At 33.2% G+C, this 15,518-nt stretch carries 15 protein-coding genes; 8 read left to right on the top strand and 7 right to left on the bottom strand.

Annotation, left to right across the window (positions count from 1 at the left end; genetic code table 11):
- The first annotated feature begins 160 nt into the window (after positions 1 to 160).
- A complete protein-coding gene (locus tag B371_RS0115125; RefSeq protein ID WP_019415154.1) occupies positions 161 to 2,176 on the top strand; it encodes a S9 family peptidase in 2,016 nt (671 codons plus the stop codon).
- Positions 2,177 to 2,719: 543 nt separating this feature from the next.
- Here the strand turns inward: B371_RS0115125 and B371_RS0115120 are convergent.
- Positions 2,720 to 3,286: a DUF4256 domain-containing protein gene (locus tag B371_RS0115120; protein WP_019415153.1), complete on the bottom strand. Its 567-nt coding sequence runs from the start codon at positions 3,284 to 3,286 to the stop codon at positions 2,720 to 2,722.
- Between the two features lie 255 nt (positions 3,287 to 3,541).
- On the opposite strand from B371_RS0115120, the gene B371_RS22995 reads away from it, so the two are divergent.
- Positions 3,542 to 3,733, top strand: a complete 192-nt coding sequence (locus B371_RS22995; protein WP_083844992.1) for an ATP-binding protein — start codon at positions 3,542 to 3,544, stop codon at positions 3,731 to 3,733.
- 325 nt (positions 3,734 to 4,058) lie between these two features.
- On the top strand, positions 4,059 to 4,268 hold the full coding sequence (locus tag B371_RS0115115) for a hypothetical protein (protein WP_019415152.1): 210 nt from the start codon (positions 4,059 to 4,061) through the stop codon (positions 4,266 to 4,268).
- Positions 4,269 to 4,574: 306 nt separating this feature from the next.
- On the opposite strand, the gene B371_RS0115110 is transcribed toward B371_RS0115115, so the two are convergent.
- The 3 genes from B371_RS0115110 to B371_RS0115090 form a co-directional block, all read right to left on the bottom strand.
- A complete protein-coding gene (locus B371_RS0115110) occupies positions 4,575 to 5,429 on the bottom strand; it encodes a GNAT family N-acetyltransferase (protein WP_019415151.1) in 855 nt (284 codons plus the stop codon).
- Positions 5,430 to 6,101: 672 nt separating this feature from the next.
- Complete coding sequence (locus B371_RS0115100; protein ID WP_019415149.1) at positions 6,102 to 7,511, bottom strand: hypothetical protein; 1,410 nt, start codon at positions 7,509 to 7,511, stop codon at positions 6,102 to 6,104.
- A gap of 386 nt (positions 7,512 to 7,897) precedes the next feature.
- Positions 7,898 to 8,140 (bottom strand): hypothetical protein, encoded by a 243-nt coding sequence (locus B371_RS0115090; protein WP_019415147.1) that lies wholly within the window; start codon positions 8,138 to 8,140, stop codon positions 7,898 to 7,900.
- 220 nt (positions 8,141 to 8,360) lie between these two features.
- Between B371_RS0115090 and B371_RS0115080 the strand changes: the two genes are divergently transcribed.
- The 4 genes from B371_RS0115080 to B371_RS24525 all read left to right on the top strand — a co-directional run bounded on the left by B371_RS0115080 (position 8,361) and on the right by B371_RS24525 (position 11,295).
- Positions 8,361 to 9,497, top strand: a complete 1,137-nt coding sequence (locus B371_RS0115080; protein ID WP_019415145.1) for a YheC/YheD family protein — start codon at positions 8,361 to 8,363, stop codon at positions 9,495 to 9,497.
- 131 nt (positions 9,498 to 9,628) lie between these two features.
- Positions 9,629 to 10,117 carry a GNAT family N-acetyltransferase gene (locus B371_RS0115075; protein ID WP_019415144.1) on the top strand — a complete coding sequence of 163 codons (489 nt, stop codon included), beginning with the start codon at positions 9,629 to 9,631 and terminating at the stop codon, positions 10,115 to 10,117.
- A 123-nt stretch (positions 10,118 to 10,240) separates the two neighbouring features.
- Positions 10,241 to 10,708 carry a GNAT family N-acetyltransferase gene (locus tag B371_RS0115070; RefSeq protein ID WP_019415143.1) on the top strand — a complete coding sequence of 156 codons (468 nt, stop codon included), beginning with the start codon at positions 10,241 to 10,243 and terminating at the stop codon, positions 10,706 to 10,708.
- Positions 10,709 to 11,031: 323 nt separating this feature from the next.
- Positions 11,032 to 11,295 (top strand): VanZ family protein, encoded by a 264-nt coding sequence (locus B371_RS24525; protein ID WP_019415142.1) that lies wholly within the window; start codon positions 11,032 to 11,034, stop codon positions 11,293 to 11,295.
- Between the two features lie 177 nt (positions 11,296 to 11,472).
- Here B371_RS24525 and B371_RS0115060 read toward each other — a convergent pair whose 3' ends face one another.
- The 3 genes from B371_RS0115060 to B371_RS0115050 all read right to left on the bottom strand — a co-directional run bounded on the left by B371_RS0115060 (position 11,473) and on the right by B371_RS0115050 (position 14,717).
- A complete protein-coding gene (locus tag B371_RS0115060; RefSeq protein WP_019415141.1) occupies positions 11,473 to 12,756 on the bottom strand; it encodes a YheC/YheD family protein in 1,284 nt (427 codons plus the stop codon).
- A gap of 62 nt (positions 12,757 to 12,818) precedes the next feature.
- Entirely contained in the window at positions 12,819 to 13,496 is a 678-nt protein-coding gene (locus B371_RS0115055) for an aspartate/glutamate racemase family protein (protein WP_255348670.1), read from the bottom strand.
- 189 nt (positions 13,497 to 13,685) lie between these two features.
- The gene (locus B371_RS0115050; RefSeq protein ID WP_157185216.1) at positions 13,686 to 14,717 is read right to left on the bottom strand and encodes a YheC/YheD family protein; all 1,032 of its coding nucleotides are present in this window, start codon (positions 14,715 to 14,717) and stop codon (positions 13,686 to 13,688) included.
- A 378-nt stretch (positions 14,718 to 15,095) separates the two neighbouring features.
- Here B371_RS0115050 and B371_RS0115045 point away from each other — a divergent pair, with 378 nt between their 5' ends.
- Positions 15,096 to 15,446: an ADP-ribosylglycohydrolase family protein gene (locus B371_RS0115045; protein ID WP_369751116.1), complete on the top strand. Its 351-nt coding sequence runs from the start codon at positions 15,096 to 15,098 to the stop codon at positions 15,444 to 15,446.
- Positions 15,447 to 15,518: the final 72 nt, after the last annotated feature.

Genomic DNA, 15,518 nt, shown 5'->3' with positions numbered 1-15,518 from the left:
TCTTCATATGGTAAAATATTGATAATAATAGGGACTGTTCAATAAGAAAAATGGGGAGGATGACAGATTTTTGATATATATTTAAAGGAAAATTAATAGATATTGTCAAGATTATGATTAAATCTTTAACAATACCAATAAAGATTAGGAGACTTAATTAATGAATAGTATTGAAAAAACATATCTAAGTATAGAAGAGATTATTTCATTACCAACATTATCAGGTATAAACATAAGTGATGATGGTAAAAACGTAGCATTTGTCAAAAATACAGCTGACTGGAAAGACAATATATTTAGGAATCACATATGGATATATGAAAGAAATAAGGGGCAATGTTACGCATTAACAACCAAGGATATAGATAGTACATCCCCATTATGGTCTCCAAATTCTAGACATATTGCATACCTTAGCTCAGTTGGCGAAGGGGGTCAGAAGAAAAATCAGATCTTTGTTGATTCAATAGATGGTAATAGTAGGGTTCAAATTACTGATGAGAAAGAAGGAGTAAGTAATTTCAAATGGGAGCCTACTGGCAAGGGTTTTTATTATGTTGCTCAGTCAAAAGAATCTGAGGAAATCAAGAAACGCAAGGAGATATACGGAGATTTCCATCATATAGGCAAGGAATACCAGAATAATTGTTTATATTACATTGAAATAAAAAGATTTATACAAAAATCTAATGATACATATGAATACCCAGAAGATTCTAATAGTGCTGGTAAGGATAAAAATGAAAATACCGTTGCGTATCAACTAACCGATGGTAAGGATTTTCATATCCATGAATTTGATATTTCAAATGATGGGAACAAGATTGTATTTATGGCTATACCAAGCCCAAATGGGGAAGATTACCAGAACGGAGATCCATACATACTAGATATTAAAGCTGGAGAATTACATAAGATTAATAGAAATAAGTTATTGGGAGGGAACGTTTGCTTTTCTCCTGATGGGACCAAAATATGTTACTCGGCCAGCATAAGGGAGAAGAATTATTATAATACCCATATACAAGACAGTACACTGGCGATATATGATCTTAATAATGGTGAGCAAATTCAACCTTTAACAGATTTTGATAGTACGGTTGTTCCCTTACGTTGGACAGCTAAAGGGATTTTAATTAGATGGCAGAATAAAACTAATTATCATATTGGGCTACTATCAGAGAATGGCAATGTGAAAATGTTAAACGAAAAAGTAGATAGCTTTATAATGGAAGCTTCTATAACAAGGGATGGAAATCATATAGCTTATAATAAGACTATTACAAATGAAACCTTTGAAATCTATTTAGATGATGAAAAAATAACAAACGAGAATAGCATATTTGAGGGGAGACTTAAAAGTAACAGGGAAATAATCTCATGGAAAAGTAGTGATGGTCTTGAAATAGAAGGAATTTTGTCAACCCCAATAGATTTTGATGCAAATAAAAATTATCCCTTATTAGTGGTAATCCATGGTGGTCCGGCTTGGGCATCCTTTCCAATATTTTCAGACTGTTTTAATGAGAAATATCCTATTGAAACGTTTATCGAAAAAGGCTTTATCGTTTTAGAACCAAACTACAGGGGAAGTTCTGGATATTGTAATGAATTCTTAAAAGCAAATTATAGAAAACTGGGAATTGCTTACTATGAGGATGTACTATCTGGAGTGGATAAACTAGTTGACGATGGGATTGCGGATCCAGATAGAGTCGGGGTTATGGGATGGAGCAACGGAGGATATATTGCAGCATTCTGTTCTACATTCAGCAGCAGATTTAAAGCTATTTCAGTTGGAGGCGGAATCACGAATTGGAGTACCCATTATGCAAATACAGATATACCTCACTTTATTAAGATGTATTTAGGAAATACTCCATGGAATGATCCAGAGATCTATGCAAAAACATCACCCATGACATATATTAAATCAGCATGTACTCCCACTTTAATCCAACATGGCGAAAAGGATGCACGAGTTCCCACTCCAAATGCTTATGAGCTATATCAAGGACTAAGAGATATGGAAGTTGATACAGAATTAGTAATATTCAAAGGAATGGCATATAGTTCTGACCATCCAGGAATTAATGTGGCTATTATGAAGCAGAATTTGATATGGTTTTCACACTATATTCTTGGAGAAAATATGAAAGATTTTAGGGTTTTATAATTAATAAATGGATATCCGCACAGGATACATAAAGATAAAACAGTCTTGCGATACCGCTTGATGAGCGGTTAGCTTGGAATAACAGAAATAACCGTCATAACCTTGCTAGGGGCAGACGGTTATTTTCTTTTTGAGAAGAAAATAACTATAGACACGAAAATTGAAAACGTTACAACTAATACACTACTAAGTTGTATCAGACAACTTATCGATTCATAAGTTGTCATTGGCATCACGGGCACACAGGAAGTGTGTCATGCAGACGTTGCTGCACGATGCGGCGAATCTAGTCTGCCTATCAAATTTGAATGGAGTAGCCAACCGCCCACCCTGATTATGCAATTGCTGTAATAATTATACCGCGAAGAGAACGAACGTTCCTATTTTAGTTTGTGTAACAATTTGATTTGAACCTACATAAAATTAGTAGGTTTTCTGTACTTTTGATGCTAACCCTGGGCACCATAACCAAAAGAATGAATGAACCGAGCGGAGCAATATCACCGCTCGGATTTTTCTTTTTAGACAATCCTGCGGCAAAATTTAGACTCTTAATGAGCCACGAAAACCCCTTGCAGCATAGTAGGAATCTGCTCCATTATGGTACATAAAGACAGTTTCGTAGCGACGATCACAAAAGATAGCTCCGCCAAGTTTTCTAATATTTGCTGGTGTTTCCACCCAGCTGGACGATTTCATATCGAATTTTTCTATATTTTGCAACTCGCGGTATTGTTCTTCCGTCAATAGTTCAATGCCCATAGCAGTCGCCATATCAATAGCGTTATTTTCTGGTTTGTATTTTTTCCTAGACTCTAGAGCTTCCTTGTCGTAACAAACACTTCTTCGACCCTTAGGACTTTCCGGTGAACAATCATAAAAAATGTACTCGTTCGTTTTTTTATCATGGTCAACAACATCCGGTTCACCGCCGGTTCCTTCCATTTCATTGAGAGACCATAGTTTTTCAGTAGTAGCTTCGAGCTTAGCTTGTACTTTAACCCAATCAAGACCTTTATGCCGGTTCATGTTTTTCTCAAAACGGGATTTCAAAGTTCTGAGTAGTTCTTCACGTTGTTCATGTGACAGCTCCTTAGTTTTCTTTGTCATATTGGTTTCCCCCTTGTTTTAACTCATAATTTTATTAGGACCAAACTGATTCGATTGTTGTTCAGGAAATGCTTACCTTTATAAAAACGTAAAGTTACAATAATATAATAATGACATACTATAAAAACCAATTCAATTTAAGTCATTTTCCCTGTTAAACATTCCAAGTCGTTAGGCGACAAAATAATCGCCATTAATTGTCGGCGTCTGAATTGATATCACATAACATAAATCATGGTTTTTTTATAACTTTAAATCCATTTTCACGATGAACAAGCTTTTATTTTCGAACGTTTCTGTAGGGGGAAAGATAAAAAGTTACGGGTTCGTGGACTTGGGCTGGGTCTCTCTTACTCACGCATGATTGCGCGTGCACATGGTGGTGATTTACAGTTAATTAACAGTTCAACTGAAGGCAGCATGTTCAGTTTAACATTACCTAAATAGTTGAAAGAAAAGTGGATCATTCATCGGTCCGCTTTTTTTATGTAAGCTTTAAAAGTAATTCATCATGCTATAGGGTTTTAATAGTGTAAATACAACCAATAATATAAGATAAAAGTTCATCGTAGTTTGTCGAAATTTAACAAGTAGCTTAAACTTTATTTACTGTATTCCATAAATGTAGGGAATTTGAGTCTAGGGTAACTAAAGTGATGCTATAATAAAGTGCAGGTAGATTAGATTAGGAAGTTATGAGCTTAATTTAAAGGAAGGAATCCGAAACTTCTTCCTGAGATCAGATTCGGGATCACTTATCGGAGGTGTTATGATGAATAAAAAATGGACTATTGAAAATATCAGTGAATATGTTAAGAAGCATTCAGATAGTGAATTACTGTCTACTGAGTATTTAGGGTTCTCGCAAAAATTATTGTTTAAATGTTCATGTGGAAATAATTTTGAAAAAACTTTAACTAAATTTAAAGCAAGCAATCAGAAAAAATGTTCAAGTTGTTCAAAACCTAGACCTCCTCGTTGATTTTATACTAACAAGAACTAGATAGATGGAGAAATGTTTAAAAAATATCAGAATTTAAAATACGCTTATTCAAATATCAATCGAAAGATAAATTCTGTATTCGCATCTATGGGTTGAATGAAAACGTTTCTATTCAATGATAAGTTGTCAGTAACTCTTTATCAAAGTGTGTGTTTAATATTAAAACCGTCCTCAATGAAATCAACATGATTTCCAATGAGGACGGCTTTTTTTCATGAATATCTACCTATTTGCTTTTGCTTCAAGTTCCATGAGCATTGCTACTCCCTTTTAAGCCCTTCCATACTATCGATTTATTCCATACAAAATCCAGGGTGAAGGGAGTTCGAATGAATGATCATTCGGCAGGGACTGTGTTGCTCCCTTGGATAAATCCATCCATATATAGGTCTCATCCACAACATTATCAGCTAACTCTCGATATGCTGCAGCTATTGTTTCCCATAGACCTTGCTGTTCCATAAGGTCATTCCACGGGTAGACAGTATGGAGGTAATAATAATCTTTTAAATCGGTTTTCGTAATCAACACTCTTGTAGAAGTATCATTTTCATAAAAGGACCATTCCATTAGCTTTTCCTCAGTAAATAAATCCTCAGAAGCAGGGAAGGAATAATAGCATTCATATGGAAACACAGCTCCCGTTTTCATGTATAACTGATCAATCCATTTCTTCTTGCGCTCAAGGTCGAGCACTTCCTGCCAGGGAGGAGCACCAGATTCAAGCATCGAAAGATCCTTTGTGGTAGAACCATAAAGTGTGGACAACCTGCTAAGTCCAAGCTTTTCTAGGACACGCTTCGCTGGAAGGTTTTCCTCTTGGGTATTAGCACCCACCCACTGAATTGGCTGAAGCTTAAATACTTCGTCCATGACATAAGTCATCAATTTTGTTGACAAATTATTTCCTCTATACCGATGAACACTGCGCATTCTTCCTAGCATTGCATATCGTTTTGCAAAAATCGTAAACCCACCAATGCTGACAAGCTGGTCGTTCCAAAACAATCCATATAGAAAATTATTGCCTGATACAAGTTTATTAAAAATTCGTTCGATGTAATCATCTTCAATTCCAGTTTCCATTGCTTCCAGATAAGGTAAGTCATCAATGGTTAATAGCCGGATTAAATTATCCATTTGCTGACACTCCTATGCGTGCTTAATTCTATGTATTCGCTTGTCTATTATAAACCGGAAAGGAGCTTATTGCATGTGATTCACTATAATTACATATGTTAATACAGAAAACATACATGCATACATTCGTAAATACAGATTAGAAGAAGTCGAAACAAATAGCCTATACTAAGGATTCTTAGAAATTAGAATTTAATAGTTAATACGCTCAACATTTGAATATCTCTAAAATAAGACGTATACTTATTTTAGAAAAGCATAAAGTAAAAAGACCGAATGCTTGAACATTCGGTCCCGCAATTACAAACCGCAGAAAGAGCGGTTGGCTCGGAATTACGTTGAAGTAACCGTCATACCTTGCTAAGGGGGGACGGTTACTTCTTTTTCATTAAGAAAAAGATGATGGACAACAAAATGGAAATAATAGCAATCCAGCCAATTGAGAGCTGAATTAATAAGCTTATTGTTTCAAATGTTGTCATAGTATCACCTCCATTCACATGGAAGTAACTAACCGCCCACCTGCATATGCAATTGCTTAATTAACTATACCATAAAAGGGAACATACATTCTAATGTCATTGTACACTCTTTAGAAAGTCATAGTTTCAGTTAAAAAACCGCTATTCCACAAAAGGATTAGCGGTTTTTTCATATTCTCCAATTCATTAATCAAATAAGAACCATCGTTTGAATAAATACTTGGACTAGACAGTAAAATGCAATTGCAAATTTAAAATTAAACTGTATGCCATTCCTTATGCCATTGAGACCATTCAAGCTGCTCAAAATAATAACTGGCATGACTATAGGCGAAAGTATAATTGAAATGACACTCCCTGAAGTGATTGCCAGGACAATCAGTTCAGGTGGATAAGGTAATGCAACTCCATTTAATATTCCCGCCACTAAGACGATAACTGGCAGAGGACCTAATCCAATAAATCCAAGGAAAATAACGATAAAAGGAATTAAGAAAAGAACATTAAGTACAGGTACTAGATCAGTTAATAAGTTCAAACCACCTATCATGTAGAGTCCAAAAGTAGATTGGTTCAAGGCGAAAATTAGTAATCCAGCTGCCAGTAAAATACTGAATGGTTGTGCCTGAGTTGCCATTCCTTTCGAAAGATATAATTTGATATTGTCGAGTAAGCTCTTTTTTCGTTTTTTGAATAGAAAGTATAGACATGTCCAAAATAGAATGACCAATGGAATGGCCAACAAAAATTCAAGTCCTGTAAGTTCCTGGACAAGAAAAATCGTTCCAAACAATGAAACAAATAGGAAAACAAACTCAGCTACATCCCTGTTCCAATAACCTTCATTACGTGAGTTCTTTACTGCTTTATCAATTTCTAATTGTAAAGTCTTCGAAAAATCCACATTGTATTCCTTTTCCTTAAGATAGGAAAAAGCAGTTGCAAGTAATGTGCCTGCAAACGCAAAAATAAAGCCTAATAGCATAGATTTCCATAGAGTTGCTTCAAGTGCTTCTACAGCAAAGACAAAGCTTGGAATGCTAATTACCCACATTGTCGAGAAAGCAAAGCCGCGCAAGATAGCTGTTCCTTTATAGTTTTCCCATGCTTCATCTTTATGTTCACCCAGAAAAGTATCCATGAAACGATACATCATCGGCACTGCACCAAACAACAAAAAGTGTGAAATGACTTGTGTCATCGCCGTCATTCCAAAATAAAAGCGTTGGCTCTTGTTAAGTAAGTTATGGAAAAAGCTCATGATTTCTTCTATATAAGGCTCTTCTTTTAATACCCAACTGATCATCGGTACAATGAGCAATAGGCCAATCAATTCCCGCATTTGGACAAAGCCTAAAATTATATCGTTCCACATTGAATCGCTCGTAAAAAACAGCACAAGCACAGCGACTATAATCAAAAAGAGCTGTAGTTGGAAGTATTTCACTGGCAATAGCCAACAGGCAAAAATCAATGTAAGAATGCCAAAAATGGAAAGTAGAAAAACTAAAATGACAGATTCAAAGAAATATGTAATGAAGTGCAAGAAAGCATAAAACGATACGGAAAAGGTAAATCCTCTAACAGCGAACAGTTTCAATAGGATCCTCCTTATATTATGCTTTTTTAATTGTGTTTACTATTTTACACCTTATTCCACTAGCATTGAATTAATTTATACTAATTATTTAAATATTGAATTTTTAATTACAAAAATAGTATAAGAATCTTTATACTGGGAATATAGACATTAAAAGAGCGAAACCTTTTCTATTATCTAGTGTTTAGAGGTAAAGAAAAAGTCTATGAAGGTTTTCAAGTAAAGACCCAGATCTATTCTGATTAAGCATAAAATAGATATGCAGAAGCACGGTCACTCGACAAGTATGTCAAATGACCGTCTTTTGTTTTTACACTTCGAAACTGAACTTCTTTCACCATGGTTTAAGTGAGGAAGTAGAGTCCCTCCCTCATAAAAAGAAGTTACTACGCAGTAGCACTTCCGCCAAGATTTCCAAGACCCTGAAGAACACCAGTAAGAACACCCAATAACTCTCGAACTTGTACATCAGTTAAATCTTCCGGAGAAGTCACTCTTACACAGGGTAACTCTACTTGGAGTTCTACTCCTAGAAGAACAATATCTATTGGACATGGAATTCCAATACATAAAATTTCTTCACCAGTACAGCAACTATCAGGACAAACGTTGTTATTATTACTTCCCATTTTTCCACCTCCTTTTCGCTAAACTATTTCTATTTATATGATTAACTATTTTGAGTAGGTGGGTTATAGCCCGAGATTGGATTTAATTCTATTAAGGAGGAGAGATTAGGAGTCTACTTGCCTATTTCTACTAGATATAGAAAACATATAGTATACCAAGTGGATAATTTATTAGTTCAACTTTTATTCGTATTGAACAAATTGGAAGGAGGATTTGAACTTGAATAATAAAAATGAATTACTAAAAGGAACTGTTGAGAACGACCTAGTTCAGGATTCGTTTATGATTGGAATTTTAGTTGGAAAATCTAATAGTAAGTTAAAAAGGTCTCTAAATCATTTAAAAGATTTAGGAGGAATCTATAAAAATGTTCAATTGGGAGCTTTTTCACTTAAAGGAATAAACAGTGAAAAACAAATAATAAGTGGCTATTTATATAATCAAGGATTATGGAAACGATCAATATTTCCTATACCCGATGCAATTATTAACAGAACCGCTTTAAATAGTACTTGGGAAAGTTTCTTTAGGGAAACATTAGGCAGTAGAATGATAACCAATTTCACATTTAATAAATGGGAAATGTATAATTGGCTGTCAAACGATTTCAATCTAAGTAAACATTTACCCATAACAAGGTTAGTTAATTGTCCCCAAGATATTATTGACTTCCTTGGAGAATACAAAGAAGGGTATATTAAACCTATAAGTGGCAGTTTTGGAAGAGGGATTTATAAAGTTTCTAACAATGAAGAAAACTTTTTAGTGGAGGATAGTAGTAAGAAGCACACGGATATATTGTCATTTAATACTGAAGAGTTAAAGGATTATTTTACATCAAAATGTAAAAAGAGAAATTATATTATTCAACAAGTGATTGATCTATGTGTTGTAAAGAGACCAATCGATTTTAGATTAATTTTATTAAAGGACGCTCAAGGAGAGTGGAAAGACCTTGGTATAATTGCAAGGAAAGCTAGTAAAAATGGGATTGTGAGTAACATTGGTTCTGTGAAAAGAGGAAATTCTGCTTTGCAAAACTTACTATCATTACCACGTCTTAAAGCAGTGAAAATTAGAAAAAAAATGACTCAGCTATCCATCAATGCAGCTAAGGAAATGGAAAAGTATGGAGGATACAATGGGAACTTAGGAAATATAGGATTTGACTTGGGGATAGATAAGAATCATAACCTCTGGATTATTGAAATGAACCATTTAAATCCTCAACATCGCATGGCAGTCGAAGTCGGAGATGATGGAATATATATTAAAACAAATGAAATGATTATAGATTATGCAGTCGCTTTAGCAGAGGATAAGGATATTTATCTACCAGAATCTCAGTACCAATAGAACGGGCCAGGAATGTTTATAGAAAGAGGGGATGAGCAGCATGTTGCTCAATATTTCCTCTTTTTTTCTTTTGTAGAAAATAGGGATAATGACTGGATATTTATGTTAAAGTAGAAAGAGGAAATACGGTTTTGATTTTAGAGCGGAGAGATGAAATGATTGAATTAAAAGAACTGAACAAAGCAGAATTCGAGAAGTATTTAGATTTCCTAATTCCTGATTATGCTCAAGATATATCTGAGAATTTTAATCTTACACTGGAAAACGCAATTGAAGAGTCAAAAATTCTAATGAAGAATACATTTCCTCAAGGATTATCTACAGAAGGACAATATTTATATAATGTACATGTTCCAGCTCTAGGTAAGAAAATAGGAGCTGTTTGGTTCAATCTGAAACCTGAAATTAATCAAGCGTATTTATTTCATATATATATAGAAGAAGCTTATAGAGGTCGAGGATATGGTACCAATACATTAGCCAAACTTCATCAATTAGTAAAAGAATTGGGTGCAACTTCTATGGGATTAAGTGTATTTGGGAGTAACGACAAAGCTTATCAACTCTATAAAAAACTAGGATATAAGGTCTCATCAATTGCAATGCAAAAGTCCCTGTAATTAAAGGATTCTAGACAAATTTTATTCTTAGAATTGTTCATACTTAGTGCAATTAGGCTTACTTGTGCTTCACTAAATTGGAATCAAACTAATCGTAAGTTGAAATGTAGAGAGGAGAGCACAATGACAACACATATTATAAAATTATCTGAACCCTCCTCAAGCATTCTCGAGGCGATTAATCGGTGGGAAAACGACCCAACTTTAATTCCGTTGATTCGCCCAAATCGAAATAAATTAGATCTAGAACGTCGGGGTAAAATGACCCTGGATGATTTAACAAAACGCCTAGAAAACCATCACATGTATCTAATATATCTGAACGAACTGTTAGTAGGTGCATGGATAGGTATAACAATTGGTGAGTCTGAAGGTCGAGGAAAAGGTATTGGTTATGTAGCAATTCAATATTTGGAGGAACAGATTAAGATGCAGGGGCTTAAACGTATTGAATTAGGCGTATTTGAATTCAATAAACAGGCACAGAAGCTCTATTATAAGCTTGGATACAAGAAAATTGGCAGTATTGAAAGTTTCACATTTTGGCAAGATAAAATGTGGACTGACATTCGAATGGAGAAGTATGTATGAAAACGAAGTGGTTGTATTGATTAATTCAAATTCAACTAATGAAGTGCCAAAGACTGTGTTCTTAAGTTAAGATCAATAGCTTTAGTAAGTAGATTTCAAGAAAAATAAATAGATAGTACATAGGAGCTAATATGAAAAAAGGTATAAAGATTGCATTTAGTATTAGTTTCATATTTTATATATTCATATTGGTGTTTATATTATTCTTAGGCACAAGGGGGCTGATACCTTGCGCTTATAGAATATATAAAGCTGTCTTCTAATTTTGTTCCATTTAACACTATAAGTACATATTTTAAAGCACTATTTGATGAAGTATGAATATGGATATACCTATAAAAAATCTTGTTGGTAATTTTATTTTGTTTTTACCAATGGGTTTTTATTTACCATACTTCATGAAAAAAATAAACAAAGTAAGTGTCTTTTCTTTATTAATGATTATATTGTTATTTATTTTTAAAGTATTACAGTTAGTTACAAGAAGAGGAAGTTTTGATATTGATGATTTCATCCTTAATATGTTTGGTGCTATTATAGGATTTGGTATTTGGAAATCAAACGTTGTTCAGAAACTACTTAAATAGACTGTAATTATTCATTAACTAAGATTTCTAGACATTTAAAAGAGCCTAATTCATATATGAATTTGGGCTCTTTTTGTGTGATCAATATAGATTAAAAGAACGAGTTACGAGGAGGAAGTTTTGGGGTATTTTTTAGTGTTTTGATAATATCAAAATACTTCATAAATATATTTATTATTAAAATCCAGATAATTTTTTTGCATATATAAATGGTGCGGGTAGGATGGTTGGAAGAACAAGTTGTTCATCTTTTGATCTATTTAGTTTTTTTTCAGCCACAAAATTTAGTTGTGCCTCAAGTAGCCATATTTTTAATTCTTCATCTATAATCAAATCTATAGCCGTTTCTCCAATTTCATAGCCGGAGTTTTCAATAATGGTTATGGCCTTATTACATAAGTCGGAAATTATTTCTATTAATTGATCAATCTTTTGAGTTTCTAATTGGAAATGTTCCTGCAGAGCTTTTTCACCAGGCATCATGTATTCTCTATTTATAAAATTAGATATAATGCTACCTTCTTTAGCTATTTTTGATTCCATACCAGATAACAACCATTCATTATTCTGATCTTTATGGAAATAAACCCTGAAATCTATTTTTTTCCCTGATATTATACTGAAAATTTCCTGTTGAACTATATAGGTACCTTTCAGCTTTTTTTTCAAAACATTTTTTAATTGTTTCTTGTCTTTAATAATTATTGAATTAAATGAACCATCTGTTAACTGATAACCTTCTACATTCTTTTTTAAGTGTAAAATACCTCTGCCTTGAGCTTTATTATATGGTTTCAAATAAACAGATTTATAGCTTTCGACCATTTGCAGCAGACTTTCAATATTTTTATATTTCATAGTTTTAGGTATATGAGATTCTAAATCTGAATGGGACTTGAGCAAAGACCAGAATTTTAGTTTATTAATGTTATTAGGATAGTTGAAAATATTTTTAAAAAGGGTTGCAGTTTTTTTGGATAATGGAATTCTATTATAGACAACGTTTGGAAACGGGAAAAGACCCTCGATGAATTGTTTATTTTTTGGATCGAAGTAATATCCTTCAATTGTATTATTTAGTTTATTGATACTTTTTGGCCTAAATAAAAAAATAAGTCCTTGAATCTCATCATACCTTGAAAATCGCATCAACATTTTTCGAGGATTATTATAAAACTTTTTCTGGGGAATAAAACCTATAACTGGACCCAAGTAAAGGTCGTTTTCTTGAAAGTAACATTCGTAAGGCAGGTCAGGAATCGAAATATGTTCAAATGTATTTTGAGGAATAGATAATTGATTATCTGGTAAACTATTATCAATTACCAATGGAAGTTCTTTTGAAATTTCACCAAAGTGCAACACAATTTTGTTAGAATTTATAGTGATTTCTTTTTGCGTATATTCATTAACATGAATCACATTTGTATCTAGTTTTTTTTGAATCTTTATTGAAAACACTATAAACAGCTCCTTTTAAATTTTTTTAGAAAAGTAGTAATTATATGTACCATTTTACGGTACTAAAGTGCTGTAGAAACAGCAAATTGGGCAAGCATTAGGGTGGGATCTAACTTATGAATATTTTCATTTAGAAAAGGAAATAAAAGAGGCAATTCACTGCATCCACCCAGGACATGTCTTACATCCTTATATGCATATTTATCTAGCATTTTATTTAATTCCTTTAGATACGGGTTGGTATTGATTAATCCTGCTTTTACACTATTAATTGCTTGATTTATTACTAGTTGTTCTGCCAGGCTAGGAATAATTAAATTAACAGGGGTTTCTTGAAAAGCCTTTTGATATAATTTCGTTTTAATAGTAGTTTGAGTGGCAAGTAGCAGAACCTTTGCATTTTTGTTATTGATTTGAATTAGTGTTTGATCAACCGTATTCTTAATCATGCTATATATGGGAATATTAATGGAGTTACTAATTTCCTGATACCATATATGAGCTGTATTACAAGGCATGATAATAAAGTTTGCTCCTGCATCTTGAAGCATTTGAGCGGCTTTAATGAGATCTGGTATAGGAGTTTTACTCCCTTGATTTAAAGATGTAATGCGAGGAGGGATTTTGGGGTTATTATTGATAATAATATGAAGATGATCTTGATCCTTGAGCGCTGGTGTATTGGCTATAATTTTCCTAAATAGATCAACTGTTGCTAATGGTCCCATACCTCCGAGTATTCCAATTATTTTAGACGATATTTTCCCCTCCTAATAGTTTTATTTTTAACCACTCTACTCTAATAGTTTATTCACAAAAAAAAAAATATATGGACAAATTACATGGAAACTAGTAATTAATTTTATTTAATATAATAAACCTTGTGGAACGTTTCTCCTACCAACCTCAAAATATTGAAATACATGGAATTATCCTACATGCTTATTTTGCTTGGCAAGATAAGCAGCATAAGGAATTGTATTCTTTGCGGAATCAAACCCTCGATAACCATAACCTGGTCTCCAATTTACCTCGTATATCCAAAGCTTATTATTTTCATCAATTCCGATATCAATTCCGAGCTCATCTAGTGGATTCTCATATAAATCATCAAATTTTTCTGAGAAATGAATGGCGAACTGTTCTAAAGTCCGCTTAATATTATAATCTTCTATACCATATTCTTTGATCAAAAAACTATTGAGTTTCCCCGTATAGCCTCCTTTGCTTACATTACTAATAATTCCATTTTTAGAGCCGATCCGTGGATAAATCATCGTAATACTCCATACGCCTAAACCGTTTTTTTGAACATGCATTCTGAAATCATATGGGTGACCATCTATAGTACGACAAGAAATAAACGGTTGAACAAGAAATTTTTTATTTGATATAAGAGTCTCGATTTTCGAATGAAGTTCAGCCTCATTGACTGTTATACGATTTGATTCTTCCAAAACAACAAAATTTTCTTCGCTTCGTTCAATATAAATGACATCTAGCCCGTTACTTCCTGACAAAGGTTTCACTACTATTTGTCTGAAATTATTTAATGCATGAAGGACTGTTTGTATATCTATAATCTTTTCAGATGGAATTAAATAATTAGTGAATTCTGGTAACTGCTTGATTTTACTAAACACTTTAATTTTATCTCCAATTGGATGACTGGTAAAAGGAATAATTTTTTTAAGTTTTCGATAGACTTCTTTTTGATTTGATGTTCGCATACCCGATGGATTATATATGACATCTGGTAATGGCATTTCTTTTTGTATCCAATTTCCATTTTCGTAAACATATCCATGAATCATTTTTTCATCAAGTCTAACGTTGCCTGGTGAAAAGTAATAAAATTCAATACCCTCCATTTTAGCGACAGCAGCGCAGTTATAAGCTTTTTTCACCTGAATAGGATGTTTTCTATGGTAAAGCATAGCTACTGTAATAATCTTTATCACCTCCTATAATTCCTTGCAGTTTAAGTGCCTTGAACAACATCAGATTATCATTTTGAATTTAATAAACTTCTTCTAACAAAGCTTAAGATATTACCGCTTCTACTAAATTCTACTTTTCTGATTCGATAAAACAATAATGTTATAATTCACACTATAAAAGAAAAAAGTAATCTTTAAATTAATAATAAAATCTTAAAAGTCTATAACACATAAAAGATGTTATTGCTTAATTTTAAAATACCTTTTAGCTTATTAATATGTTTCAAAATATACCTTAGCTTAGGCTAATGAGAGTTTATAGAAAGTAATTCCTTCGATTTTAAAGAGGCTATAACTTTTACCGAGTTCATTAAAGAAAATGTTCAGCATCTCTATTAGATATTAAAGGGTTTTCATTATACGCGTGGAATTAATTGTGAGGCAGCGATTCAACAATTGGCTGAAGGGTGGGTTGGTGAAGAAGTGCTAGCGATTTCAATATACTGTGCATTGAAGTACCAAAATGATTTTAAGAAGGCAGTGCTCACAGCAATCAATCATAGTGGAGACAGCGATAATACAGGTGCTATTACTGGAAATATTGTCGGGGCATATTTAGGGTTGAAGAGCATTCCTTCAGATTGGATCAAAAACGTTGAATTGAGTGGGTCTATTTTACAAAATGCGGATGATCTACTAATAAAACATCGAGATACTCAGGAATGGTGGGAGCGTTATCCTGGTTATTAGGAGGCATGGTAACTAAGAGTAATTTTTGTCCGAATTTTAGAAATAAAAATACAAGCGTGTTGATTATGAATA

This window comes from Paenisporosarcina sp. TG20 (assembly GCF_000286315.1).
GTDB lineage: Bacteria > Bacillota > Bacilli > Bacillales_A > Planococcaceae > Paenisporosarcina.
This window is presented reverse-complemented; position numbering and strand designations above follow the sequence as displayed.